Here is a 14,149-nt window from a genome sequence, read left to right as displayed (position 1 = left end):
CCTCCGAGTACCGTTTGCCCTGCTTGTTGCTCACCTGGCTCTACTTCCTCTGGGACCAGGTCCCAGTCTCCAGGTGTCCAGGTCAACGGGGAAGCTTCACGGGCGGCAGCCAGGTGGAACTTGGACGCGCACGGAAACTGCGCGAGGAGCTCTCCGAATACGCCTCGGCGATGAATGACATCAGGCCAGAACTCGGCATGTCCCTGCACGACGCGTTGGGACGAATAGCGCTTCTGGACACAGCCGATCCACTGCCGGCGAGCGACACTTTCGACGCGGGCGCCTTGTCGGAGCAGCGCCTCAGCGACGCAGAGAACGCCGCGCTTCAAGTAGCCGTGTCCTGGCGCCCAGCGCTGGAAGGCACTCGCTTCTCCTGGTACGGATTGAAGGACAGCGGGAATCCCCTCCTGGCGTTGGATCTGGCCTCCGAGGCGCTCAGCCAACTCGACTCGGCCCTCACCGTCCATGCCGACCTGCTGAATGCGTTGAGCTGGGACGGCCCCTGGGCCGCCTCCCGGCTGGCAGCCGTGTTGCAGACGGCGGCCAGGCGCCCACACCTGCCCCGTGAATGGCTTACCGCGGATCCGGAGTCGCTGCGTACCGAGGTGCGGGCCTTCCTGAAGCGCATGAATGAGCTGACTGCGGCCGAACGTCCCGCCGAGCAGGAGCTTGGCTCGGCATGGGACCGATTGCCCCTGGGGGTGGATTCCGAGCCGAGCGCAGCCGAGACAGCGCTTTCCTCACTGGTTCCACCGCCTGTGGACCTGGCTTCACTCACCGCAGATGAGGTCCGCCATCTCGCGGAGCGGCTTGAGGGGGACGCGGACGGGTTGGAGCAGGCGAGCCGATCGATGGCGGCTGTCTCTCGGATGTACGGGCTGCCGGAGCCGGAAACCTGTGAGGAGGCTCTCCGCCTGGGACGCCTGGCGGCGTCGGCTGCTCTACCGGACGACGCCAAGCCGCAACCATCCTGGCTCACAGCTGTGGGGCTCGCTGACGCCCGTAGGGCTGCTCAGACCCTACGCGAATCGGCGCGTGTACTGGCCACGGCGCGGCAACGGGCGGAGGTGATCTTCACCGAGCAGGTGCTGGACGAGGAATCACTGGGTGAGGTCGCTGAGCGCTTCGCCACCGTGCACCGCTCCTTCACAGGGGCTTTGTCATCGGCTCGCCGCGCCGATAGCCGGCTCGTCAGGTCGTGGCTCGTCGGAGGCGGCAAAGTCACGAAGGCGGTTGTTGGCGCGCTGTCGGCTGCCGTGGCGTGGCAGCAGGCAGCGAGGGGGTTCGGCGCGGAGACGGTCAGCCACGCTTCGGCTCTGGGCCCGCTGTGGAAGGGCGAGGAAACCGACTTCGCCATGGTGGACGTTCTTGTCGCCCGGGCTGAGGAGATCGCGGCGCTGGCGCCCCGCGTCCTGGATCACGGGTTGTTGACCCGTGAGCTGGCCGCAGGTGGCGCACCGCATCTTGCGGCGAAACAGAGTGCAGATGAGGCGGTTGCGCGGCTGACCGAGTGGCGGAACTCGTTGGTGCTCCCACCGGCAGTGGGGCCTTCCTATGAGCTGGAAGCCGGCAGCCTGCTCGCAGCTGCTGCCTGGAGCAGAGCACACGTCGCACCGCTGCGGGCGGCGGAACCGCTCATCCGCGTCGTTGAGGAAACCGCGGCTGCGGGCGGTGGCGGGCACCTCCCCCCAGGGAGATGGACGCTCTCGGCATCCCGCACCGCGGTCCAGAAGGTGCGGGTGGCGCGATCTGCCTCCGCTGCCTTCGAGTCTGCAGCGGACGCCGATCGGAAGCTGCTCGGTGGCCTCTACGAGGGACGTGCAACCAACGCGACAGCCCTTACGGTGGCCGGTGAATGGGTCGCCGAACTCCGCGCTGCATGTGGCATGGACGGGAGCACGGCGATGGGGACAGCGGTCGCCGAGATCCTCTACGACGCCGACGCCGACGCCGAGCTCGAAGCCTCCGACCGAAGGTGGTCGCAGACATCCGAGGGGCTGGTCGACCTCTTCCGTGCGGAGCGGGCAGTTCCTCTTCGTGCGGCGTTGCAACTGAGCTCCGATGCCGCGCGGCAGGCTCTCGACGTTCTGGGCACGGATCGAGGCGGTCCGGACGAATGGCGTGCCTACGACGAGGGGCGCAGCGTTCTCGACGAACTGGGTCTGGGCGACCTGGTCGACCGAGCAGTACGCCGCAGCGTCGAACCCGACGACTTTCCTCAGGTAGTGGAACGGGCAGTGCTGCGGGCCTGGGCGGATGCGCAATTGAGCGTCGACAAGCGGCTGGCGACCACCCGCTCCGTCGACCGCGACGGACTGGTGAGGCGATTCCAGCAACTGGACGCCAAGCTCACCGATTACGCCCGTGCGCGGGTCATCCAGGCCTGTGACGCACGTCGGCCTAGGACGGTGATCGACCCCGGAGCCGTGCTGATCCGCCGAGAGGGAGAGAAGAAGACCAGGCACAAGCCGGTACGGGAGCTGCTCGACACGGCTCGCGACACCGTGCGACTGATCAAGCCGTGTTTCATGATGAGCCCGCTGACCGTCAGTCGCTTCCTGCCTTCGGACATCGACTTCGACGTCGTGATCTTCGACGAGGCGTCGCAGGTCCTCCCACAGGACGCTGTGAACTGCGTCTACCGCGGACGTTCGCTCATCGTCGCAGGCGACCAGAAGCAGCTGCCCCCGACGTCGTTCTTCTCCTCCACCGGCGACGATGAGGTAGAAGCCGAGAACGACGAGCTGCCGGAGCGGTTCGATTCCGTGCTCGACATGTGCAAAGCGAGCGGCCTGCTCCCCAGCCTGTCGCTGCGGTGGCACTATCGCAGCCGCCACGAAGCGCTGATCGCCTTCAGCAACCACGAGTTCTACAAGGAGTCGATGACCACCTTCCCTGGCGCACATGCCGAGGGAGAGGACGTCGGTGTCGCATTCTTCCGCGCGACGGACGGCGTCTACCGATCCGGAAGCGCGGCCCACGACAACCCCGGCGAGGCAGCCGAGGTCGCCCGACGGGTGATCCACCACTTCACCACCCGCAAAGGCAAGTCACTCGGTGTGGTGGCCCTGTCACAGTCGCAGGCAGTGGCGATCCAGGACGCGGTGGACGTCGCCCGACGTGCCAGGCCCGACCTCGATGACAGCTTCTCCGAGGGCCGACTGGACGGCTTCTTCGTGAAGAATCTGGAGAGCGTGCAGGGCGACGAACGCGATGTGATGATCATGTCCGTCGGGTACGGGACGGACGCGAACGGCAAGTTCTCCATGAACTTCGGCCCGATGAACAAGCCCGACGGATGGCGTCGCCTCAACGTCGCCGCAACTCGGGCTCGCTACCGCATGGAGGTCATTGCCTCCTTCGACCCGGGGCAGATGCGGGAGACCGCCAGCGAGAGCTTTCGATACTTCCAGCGCTACCTCCGGTACGCCCAGAGTGGTCTGGCGGCCCTGGCCCCATCGGTGGTAGACGGAGACGCCCTACCGGAGAGTCCGTTTGAGGAGTCGGTGCTCGCCGTTCTGCAAAAGCTGGGATACGACGTGCAGCCGCAGGTCGGGGTTGCCGGCTACCGCATCGATCTCGGCATCCGCCACCCCAAGCTTCCCGGGCGTTTCGTGCTCGGCGTGGAGTGCGACGGCGCCATGTACCACTCATCGAAAGCGGCACGAGACCGCGACAGGCTTCGAGAAGGCGTGCTGCGTGGCCTCGGCTGGGAGCTCCACCGCATCTGGGGCACCGACTGGTACCGGGACCGTGCCGGAGCCGAGTTCCGGCTGCGCACAGCGGTCGAAGGCGCGATAGCGCGTGCTGCCGTGCCGAGTGCCCCGGTCACCCGGCCCATCGAACGCGCCACGACGCCGACCCCCCAGGGGTCCGCTCGGCCGGCAGTCTCTGTGCCGGCCGCGCGATCCAGCCGTGAACCGGTGAGCGCACCGGCGCGGCGTCGTTCCCCCGGCCGTCCGCCGGTTAACACCTCCCACACTGGTCCTGCCGCCGGGGTGACGCGGGAGACCTTCCCCATCACCGCTCTCGCGGGTACATCGCGGCAGCGCCTCACGCACGAGCTGACTCAAATCCGCGCGGCTCTGGCAGAACTGCAGCTACCGGTGCCGCGTGAAACAGACGACAGCCGGCGCAAGCGCGAGAAGCGCCGGGAACAGCTCGAAGAGCGGGCCGGCTACTTGCAGACAGTCCTCCATTCGGTGCCCACAGCGCCGCGGACCTCCGGCCGCCCGGTGGTAGCCCCCGGCCGGTTGGTGGGGTTGATCTTCGATGGCACCGACGCCGTCGAGGAGTACGAGATCACCTCGCAGCGACCGACCATTGACGACACCCAGGTCCTGAGCCCGTTCACCGAACTCGGTGCCGCGCTGCTGTGGCGCGAGGCGGGCACCCGCGTCGAGTACACCGACGGCCGAGGCGGTCGCAGCCATGTCCGCATCCGCCATGTACGGGACTGACTCAGGCTGAAGCGAATGGCTACCTCTTCGTCCCGTGTGAGGCGAGACCGCCCGCTGCCTTGCGGGGCTTTCGAAGTTCCAGGTCAGGGGTTGTGGGGTTGGCCTGGCTATGTCTCGATGCGCGATTCTTCCATGATCGTCTCTCAATTTTCTCCCGGAGGCTTGGACTCTGGCCTGCCCAATCGCGCTGCCCGGAGGCGGTCGACGGTCGCCGAATCCCGAGCGTCAGCACTTCAATTAGTTCGTGAGGGTGGGCACCCCGCGGTTCATCGCCCCAGCAGACGTGGCCCTCTCAGATCCTTCGAACGGTGCAAACCCGACCTGCGCCTGAGCGGGAGCGAATAGGCTGTTTCGGTGCCCAGTCCTGGTTTGCAGGCGCTCGGGCGGGTGAGGGAGCGCTGAACGACAAAATGGTGGGAATGTCTGAGCGAATCGGCCGGTTCACCGTGGCCAAGGAGCTGGGCTCGGGGGGCATGGGCGAGGTCTACCTCGCTTACACGCCGGGCGGTGATCCGGTGGCGGTGAAGCGGATCCGCAGCGACAAGCTGGATCCCCTGATGCGAGCGCGCTTCGAGAAGGAGGCGCTCATAGCGCGAACCGTCGTCGGCACGAACAGGGTCGCGCGGTTCCTGGACGCTGACCCGTTCGCCGACCGGCCCTGGCTGGCCATGGAGTACGTGGCCGGACGGACGCTTCTGGCCTGCGTGGACGAGGACGGGGCACTGCCCCTGCCTCTCGTCGCCAGCCTCGGTGCGCTGCTCGCCGAAGGGCTGGGCGCAGTGCATGAGGCGGGGCTGCTTCATCGGGACCTCAAGCCCCAGAACGTGATCATGGGCAAGGAAGGGCCGACGATCATCGACTTCGGGCTCGGCGCGTTCATGGACGCCGCGAAGGAGTCCTTGTCGCACAGCGGCATGATCATCGGCACGGTGCGCTGTATGCCGCCTGAGCAGGCGAGCGGGCACCCGAAGGTGACGGCGGCGGCGGATGTCTACGCAATGGGCACGGTGCTTTTGTACGCGGCGGCGCGCCACTATCCGTATGACGGCGCGGCGTGGGAGGCCATCGCCATGCAGGTCGCGAATCCTGACGTCGGACCCGATCTGGGGGGCGTGCCAGAGGAGCTCAAGCCGCTGATCGCCGCGACGCTCGCCCACCTCCCGGAGGACAGGCCGACGCTGCACGCCGTGGCCGACGCATGTGCCGAGCTGCTGAACGCCACAGGTCTGGCGCCGGCCGACGCTCGGTTGGCGCTGATTGCGCGTACGACCGCAGGCGGCACGGCGGACGCGGCCGAGCAGCCGTTGTCCCCGTCGTTCGAGCGGCTGCTTGAGGACCAGGCCAGGATCGTGGAAGGCGCTCCTGACTCGCCGCTCGACGGTCCTCGGACGAGCCCCGCCACTGACGCGCCGGATGCGGCGGATGAGCAGTCGGCCCTCCTAGTTCCGGAGTCGGCCGAGCCGGTTGCGTCCGGGCAGGCGGAGCCGAAGCCGCGGCGATCGAGTGGGCGGCCACCGGCGTCCAAGCGGGTGGCGGATGAGTTGCGGGCGGGGTACGCGGCGAGCGCCGCATTGTGACCGCGGACCTGTCAGCGCGTGGTGAGAAACTTGGCGGAATGGGTGGATGGAGCGGTTCGGAACCGTTCGTACACCTCATGTGGTGAAGACCCACATGAGGTGCAGGCACAACGTGAGTCGCGGGTGAGGATTCGGAGCGGGTGTTGAGCGTCGAGGCGGAGACCGCGGGCGGTCGGAGCGATGCAGGGGGACGCGCCGGTGGATCCGACGAGGATGTGCCGCAGCAGCGGGTCACGGCTTCAGGCGGGTATGCGCCGGGTGCCCAGGTCCTGATCCGCGACGAGCTCTGGCTCGTCCGCAAGTGCACGCATACTCAGCGTGACGGTTGGATGGTCGAGGTCACCGGCGTCTCGTCGTTCGTCCGCGGTGTGGAGGCCACCTTCTACGACCGGCTCGACGTCGTACAGGAACTGGACCCGCGCGAGACCGAGCTGGTGCCGGACGATTCGCCGAACCACCGACGCTCCCGGCTCTTCCTCGAAGCCATCATTCGCAAGGCATTCCTCCCCCAGACCGAGCACGGCCTGGCGCTGGCAGACGGCTTTCTCATGGACCAGCAGGTCCACCAGCTGCGGCCGGCGGAGCTGGCGCTGTCTATGAAGAACCCGCAGCCGCGGATCCTCATCGCTGACGTCGTCGGTCTCGGCAAGACGCTGGAAATCGGGGTTCTCCTGGCGGAGCTGATCCGGCGCGGGCGCGGCGAGCGGATCCTGGTGGTGACGCCGCAGCACGTGCTGGAGCAGTTCCAGCGCGAGTTGTGGACGAGGTTCGGGATCCCGCTGGTCCGGCTGGACTCGACCGGCATCCAGCGGGTGCAGCAGGACATCCCTGCGGGGCGCAACCCCTTCGCGTACTTCAAGCGTGTGATCATCTCCGTCGACACGCTCAAGAGCGACGTGTACGCGCACCACCTGGAGCACACCGACTGGGATGCCGTCGTCGTCGATGAGTCCCACAACCTCGTCAACCGCGGCACGAAGAACAACGCCCTGGCTCGCCTGCTGGCCCGCAAGACGGACGCGCTCGTGCTGGCGTCGGCCACCCCGCACAACGGTGACGCCGCTTCGTTCGCCGAGCTGGTCAGGATGCTCGACGAGGCCGCCATCGCTGACCCCTCCCACTACGAGGTGGACGATCTCAGTCACCTCTACATCCGGCGGACGAAGACGTCGCCCGAAGTGCGGGAGTCGCTCAAAGGCGCCTGGGCGGACCGCGGCCCCTCCATGCCCATCCACGCTCCAGCCACCGCGAAGGAACTCGCGGTCTTCCAGGAACTGGCCACACGCTGGATTCCCGCGGACCCGTCGGCGACGTCGGTCAGCAGGCACCAGCTCGTCCCCTACCGCCTGCTGAAGTCGTTCCTGTCCTCGCACAAGGCACTGCTGGCAACGGTCAAGACCCGGATCGGCACCCTCGACAGTCCGGTCGTGGACAAGTCGGGGAGCGGCGCGAAGCGGCAGATTCGGCCCGAGGACCCGGCGGCACGCGAGGCGGCGCGGAAGGCCGAGCGGGCCGCGCTGGTCGACCTGCAACGCCTGGTCGAGCAGATCGAGGACCAGGACTCGGCGAAGCTCACCGTGCTGGTGAAGGAACTGCGTGCCATGGGTGTGGGACCCGGATCCGACGTCCGGGTCGTGGTGTTCTCCGAGAGCATCCCCACCCTGAAATGGCTGGCCGCGGCCGTGCCGGCTGCTCTCGGCTTCAAGGGTGCCACCAGCCCGGACGACAAGAAGCCCTGGCTGGCATTCGGCGGCGCGGTGCAGGTCATGCACGGCGAGGCCACCACCGACCAGGAACAGCAGGACATCGTCGAGAAGTTCGGCTTGAGCGACGATCCCGTGCGCGTCCTGCTCACCGGCGACGTGGCCTCCGAAGGGGTCAACCTCCACCAGCAGTGCCACCGCCTGATCCACTACGACCTGCCCTGGTCCCTGATCCGCATCGAGCAGCGCAACGGCCGAATCGACCGGTACGGGCAGGAACACGAGCCCGAGTTCCGGGCGCTGATCCTCACCAGTGACGTCCCGTGGCGCACGGACGAGGCCACTGGACGCCCCCGTACCCTCGACGACCGTCTCGTGGGCGAGAAGCTCCTGAAACGCGAGGCGGAGGCCCACAAGATCGAAGGATCGGCCGAGGCCGTCACGGGCCTCTACCGGGCCAAGGAGGAGGAGAACCGCCTCACCCAGGACCTGGTCGCTGGCCGCACCGTCGAGCAGTCCATCAAGCAGTCCCAGCAGGGCGGGGCCGCCTTCCTCACCGGGCTGCTCGGACAGGTCGGAGCTGTCCACGAGCACCCCGAGGTGCCACGTGCTGAGGTGCCGAAGCTCTTCAGGTCCACTGCTGACTACTTCGACGAGGCACTGCGGCAGGTCTGCCACCCCAACCCCGAGGACATGCTCTCCCTGCGCCGCGATGACAACGGCACCATCGCCTTCGAACCTCCGAGGGACCTGCTGTACCGCCTCAAGGCGCTTCCCAGGTCGTACCTGGACGAGCAGGAGATCCTGCCACGGAAAAACGGACCAGGCCGTATCCGGGTCACTTTCTCCAAGGACCTCGCCGGCGCACGCCTGAAGGCCGCCCGCGAGACCACCGAGTCCCAGTGGCCGAATGTCTCCTACCTGACCGACATCCACCCGGTCCTGGACTGGTTGACGGACAAGGTGCTGGTCGAGATCGGACGGCACAAGGCTCCCGTGCTGGCCGCTGCGGTGGACACCCCGACCTACCTGGTCCAGGGCATCTACTCCAACGCCCTGGGCAAGCCCACGGTCGTCGAGTGGATGGCCGTCTCCCACCTCCCCGGCGACCCCGTCGTCGAGAAGCTGACCGCGGACACGCTGGAGCGCTACGGGGTGGGCCCGAACATGCCAGGACGAGCCGAACCTCGCGACCGTCCCGGCTTGGGCGCTCTTGTACCCGACGCCATCGACGCCGCACAGCGCCACCTAATGGCCCTGGAGGCCGAGTACCGCAGGAAGATCGATGAGACGCTCGCCCCCTACCGCCGCCGCGTCGCCGCATGGCGCCAGGATGCCCTCTTCGCCAGCGCCCGCCCGAACGAAGCCGAACTCGACCGCACGGCGCGGCGGCGGCTGCAACTCGTCACGTCCCTGGAGACCGCAAGCGCGCCCATGCTCCGCCTGCTGGCCGTCCTCGAACCCCACAACGCCGCTGAAGGAGGAACCGCGCGATGAGCACCGAGTTCGACTCCTTCACCAACCGCGGCGAGTACCTGTCCGCACACTACTTCGCCGAACAACTCGGCACAGACCTCAAGAAGGGCCTGTTCACCCGCTGGGCCGTGCGCGAGACCGACGACAACGACCCACGCAGGACACCACGGGAGCTGGTACGCACCCTGCGCACGCCCTACCTCGCAGAGGAACTGCGCGGCTACTTCGCCCAGACCACCCAGGCCGACGCCGAGGACGACGCTCGCCTCTCCACGTATAACAACCCCGAGTGGACCAAGAGGCTCGCCGAGTGGCACCAGACGGTCCTGCGTGCTCTCGGCTACAACCCCGCACCGACCGAGCTCACCGTGCACCGAGCCGGTCGCGACTACATCCTGCCCGTCGCCCACCACGGCGACGGCATCATCGCCCTCGACTGCGGCTGGTCCGCCGACAACGACAGCGCGCTCAACGCAGAAGGTGCGGGACGGCTGCTCGCGCCCTTCCGCGCCGGTACGGGCGAGTCGTACGACACCGGAGCCGCCCTCGCCTCCTGGCTCTTCCAGAGTGAAATCGGCGAGGCGGGTGGCCCGCACCCGCGCTTCGTCCTGCTGTTGTGCGGCGGCGTGCTCGTCCTCGCTGACCGCCAGGCATGGAGCGAAGGCCGATACCTCGCGGTCAATCTCGACGCCGCACTCGAACGCAACGACCGCGCGCAGCAGGGCGAACTCAGCACCATCGCCGCCCTGTTCAGCCTGGACATGCTTCGCCCCGGCGAGAACGACCAGAGCCGCGGCATCGACCTCCTCCTCAAGTCCTCCGGTGACAACGCGGCGGGCGTGTCCACCGAACTGCGATACGGCCTGCAACGCTCCGTGGAGATCATCGCCAACGGAGTTCTGCGCCGAATGGCCGAGCCGCAAAACGACGTCACCCCGGCCGTCATCGAAAGCCCCAAGATCCCCTTCGCCCGGGAACTCACCCGTGAGGCCCTGCGCTACCTCTACCGCGTCCTGTTCCTGCTGTACGCCGAAGCCCGTCCCGAACTCGGCATCCTCCCCGCCGACGACGGGTCCTACGAGGCCGGCTACTCCATGGCCCGCCTGCGGGAACTCGTGGAACGCGACGAGGAGCTCGTCGAGGAGGAGGCACGGAACGGCTTCCACCTCTACGAATCCCTCGACGTCCTGTTCAACAAGGTCAACTACGGCCACCGCGAGTACGGCAGCGAGCCCGACGACGACCAGCCCGGGGACGACGAGGAGACCCTCAAGGCCAAGGCCGCCCGCCGCACCGAAGACCGGGGCCTGCGCTTCGACCCCCTGCGCAGCGCGCTCTTCGATCCTGACGCCATCCGCCTTATCGGCCGAGGCGTCCTCGACCCCCGCAGCGACGAGGACGACGACCCCCGCTGGCTCGACCTGCGCCTGCGCAACGACGCCCTGCACGAAGTGCTGCGGCTGCTCACCATGAAGAAGGGAAAGCGTGGTGAGCGCGGCGGCTTCATCTCCTACCGCAACCTCGGCATCAACCAGCTGGGCGCGGTCTACGAGGGCCTGATGTCCTACACCGGCATCATCGCCGACGAAGAGCTGTGCGAGGTGGCCCGTGGCGGGGACCCGGAACAGGGCTCGTGGCTCGTCCCGTCCCGCAAGCAGGACAAGTACCCGGACAGCACCCTGGTCCACTACGGCGAGGACGACGCCCGCAAGGGCCTGCGGGGAGCCAAGAGATACCCGAAGGGCTCCTTCGTGTACCGGCTCGCCGGCCGCGACCGCGAGACCTCGGCTTCGTACTACACTCCCGAGTCGCTGACCAAGGTCACGGTCGAACTCGCCCTGAAACACCGCCTCGACCAGGAACGCGACGAGCACGACAACATCATCAAGACGCGTGCCTCGGAACTGCTCACGTTCAAGATCTGCGAGCCCGCGCTCGGCTCCGGAGCGTTCCTCAACGAGGCCATCAACCAGGTCGCCGATGAATACCTGCGCCGCCGACAGGAGGAACTCGGCGTCAGCATCCCGGCCGACAGCGCCATCACCGAGAAGCAGAAGGTCAAGGCGTACGTCGCCCTGCACAACGCCTACGGGGTCGACCTCAACCCCACCGGCGTCGAACTGGCCGAGGTGTCCCTCTGGCTCAACACCATGCACCTCGGCATGCGTGCCCCCTGGTTCGGCTTGCACTTGCGGCGCGGCAACTCCCTCATCGGCGCCCGACGCTCGATCTTCGCGGGCGACGACGTGGCCGGCGCGGACAAGGCGTGGCTCAAGGCGAAGGACCCGCTCGCGCCGACACCGCTGCCCTTCCTGAAGGACGGCGAGCCGCAGACGCTTCCCGACGGCGCTGTCCACCAGTTCCTGCTGCCGAGCCCCGGCTGGGCCGCGGTCGCCGGCTCCACGGAGGCCAAGGACCTCGCCCCGGATGAGGTGGCGCGCCTCGCCGTCTGGAAGAGAGGCATCCTCAAGCGGCCCAAGCGCAGCAGCGCGCACCTCAACAAGGACGGCACGGTCGCGCTCAACCCGCGTACCAGGAAGCCGAAGACGGAAGCGGCGTCGCAGTACACGCGGCTGCGGGACGCCGCCCGGCGCGCGGAGTTCCTGTGGGCGGCCGTCGTCAAGCGCATGGAACTCTCCGAGCAGGAGATCGCCCGTCACATCGATGTGTGGCGTGCCGATCCGAACGACCCCGAGTATGCCTTCCTCCAGCGCCCGGAGCAGGCGGTGCTCAAGGAGAAGGTCCTGGAAGACCTCTTCAACGCCGCCGACACCCCGTACTGGCGACTGAAGAAGATCATGGACGCGTGGTGCGCCCTGTGGTTCTGGCCCGCCGAGAAGGCTGCGCAGCTCGACGGGACGGACCTGGAGTACGCGCCGCGGGCCGAGGTCGGTGACGCGGAAGGTCTCGGCGAACTGCTGGGCACGGTCCCGCCGATGAGGGATACGGCTGAGGCCGCCGTCGCGGCCGACAAAGCCGCGGAACCGCCGGCTTCCGCGAGCCCGCGGTACGTCGAGGTGTCGGCACTGTTCTCCCTGGGGCCTGAGCAGACCTCCTTCGATGATCTCCGCGACGAGGTCGTCGAAGTGAAGGAGATCGTCCCGAAGAGGGTGCAGACGGGCACGACAAGGGCGAAGGCGCCGGAACGACGGGCGGCCGTGCCGCTCAAGGACCTGGACGACTGGCTGGAGTTCCTTGAGGCAATGCTCGGCACCGTCGACGTGCCCGACGGCAACATGCTTATTGACGGCTTCCAGAGCCTCGACGACCTCAAGGTGTGGGAGGAGAACCTGCCCAGCTTCCTGGGCATGGACGCCGGCAATCCGGAGGACCGATTCCCGTGGCTGCGGACGGTGCGGGACGTTGCCGATGAGCAGGGCTTCCTGCACTGGGAGCTGGAGTTCGCCCTCGTGTTCGCCCAGGGCGGCGGCTTCGACCTCCAGGTGGGCAACCCGCCGTGGGTGCGACCGCGGTGGAATGAGTCCGCGGTGCTGGCGGAGCATGAGCCATGGTTCGAGCTGGAGGCGAAGGCGTCGACGGCGGACAAGGAGCGCCGGCGTCGGGAGGTGCTGGGGCAGAGCAAGGCACGACAGTATGTGCTGGGGGAGCTAACCAATACCAGCGCGCAGGTCGCGGTGTTTGGGTCGCCGCAGATGTATCCACTGCTGACGGGGACGCAGCCTGACCTGTACCGGGCGTTTATGTCGCAAGTGTGGGCACACACATCGGGGCATGGGACGGCCGGGATGGTTCATCCGGACACGCACTTCACTGGGGTTAAGGAGGGAGCGCTTCGAGAGGCGTCTTACCGAAGGCTCCGTATCCACGGAGACTTCGTCAATGCCGGACAGCGATTCTTCCCGAAGCCGGTTGGAGATGCCGCCCATTTTGGTGTGCACGTCTACGGCCGGCCCGGGAATATCGGCTTCGACCACCTGTCGTGGCTGGTTTCAGCGGACGCTTTGCGTAACTCCGCTAAGCACGATGGCTCCGGTGAGGTGCCAGGGATTCGGTATCGGAACGGACAGTTTGACGAACGGCCTCACGTGGCACGAGTCGTTCGGGTGAATGCCAATCAACTTTCCCTCTGGCAAAAATTGATGGATGAGACTGATCGGCCGGTTGAGCAAGTCCGGCTGCTCTTCCCGGTAAGTACTGCTGAAGCGGCGGCCATCGAAGCGTTGGCGAGTTACCCGGTACGGTTGGGGGGCCTGAGGCCGCAGATTGCCCGCGGATACGATGAGAGCGGAGCGAAGAAGGACCGCCTGATCGACTACAACCGGCCCGACCCCATCACCGGCCAGGAGTACCAACCCGACAGGTGGCGCCGGGTGATCCTAAAGGGAAACCAGCTCAGCGTGGCCACGCCGGTTTTCAAGCGGCATGATGCCAACAGCAACGATCCCTTCGGCGCCGACTTGGTGACCTTGACGACCGACTACGTAGCAGATACGGAGTACGTTCGCGTGGCGGGCAGGAGCAGGGAGTACCTGGCGGCTCAGGAGCGGTGGGTTGATTACCAAGAACTCATGCGCTTGCGAGGGACCGAAAAGGCGGTGGCGCGCGCCCGTCGGCTGGTTGCGCGCGCGAGGCTTGTCCCTGAGGAGAACGTACCCTGCGACCAGGTCGATGCGGCGCTGGTAGAACGGGCACGGCGGCGGTTTACCGTCTTCACTCGGCTGGCGTGGCGTCGTCAGGTCGCTCCCGACACTGAGAGGGCACTGTACGCGGCGATCGTTCCGCCGGGCACGGCGCATGTTAGCGGCATCAACAGTTTGGCAATGCCCCAACTAAGACATACCGCCCTGACCGCGGGTTTTTTTGCGTCGCTTCCGGTGGACTATTTTCTTCGAGTAACGGGTCGAGCCGACCTCCAGGTCAAGGGCGCCAAGGCCATGCCCGCCCCCACCCCCGACCACCCCCTGGCCTCCCC

At 67.3% G+C, this 14,149-nt stretch carries 4 protein-coding genes; all 4 read left to right on the top strand.

Annotated elements, in window-relative coordinates; all coding sequences use genetic code 11:
• The first annotated feature begins 26 nt into the window (after positions 1-26).
• Positions 27-4,460: an AAA domain-containing protein gene (locus V7E46_RS27955; protein WP_333771019.1), complete on the top strand. Its 4,434-nt coding sequence runs from the start codon at positions 27-29 to the stop codon at positions 4,458-4,460.
• 419 nt (positions 4,461-4,879) lie between these two features.
• The gene (locus V7E46_RS27950) at positions 4,880-6,037 is read left to right on the top strand and encodes a serine/threonine-protein kinase (protein WP_333771018.1); all 1,158 of its coding nucleotides are present in this window, start codon (positions 4,880-4,882) and stop codon (positions 6,035-6,037) included.
• Between the two features lie 329 nt (positions 6,038-6,366).
• Positions 6,367-9,237, top strand: a complete 2,871-nt coding sequence (locus V7E46_RS27945; RefSeq protein WP_333771017.1) for an SNF2-related protein — start codon at positions 6,367-6,369, stop codon at positions 9,235-9,237.
• Positions 9,234-14,149 (top strand): hypothetical protein (locus V7E46_RS27940; protein ID WP_333771016.1); only part of this gene is annotated, 4,916 nt, incomplete at its 3' end. The genes V7E46_RS27945 and V7E46_RS27940, both read left to right, overlap by 4 nt.

Origin of the sequence: Streptomyces sp. IBSBF 2435 (assembly GCF_036815005.1) — a bacterium.
Lineage (GTDB): Bacteria > Actinomycetota > Actinomycetes > Streptomycetales > Streptomycetaceae > Actinacidiphila.
Note: the sequence above shows the minus strand (reverse complement) of the source record. Positions and strands in the feature narration are given on the sequence as shown.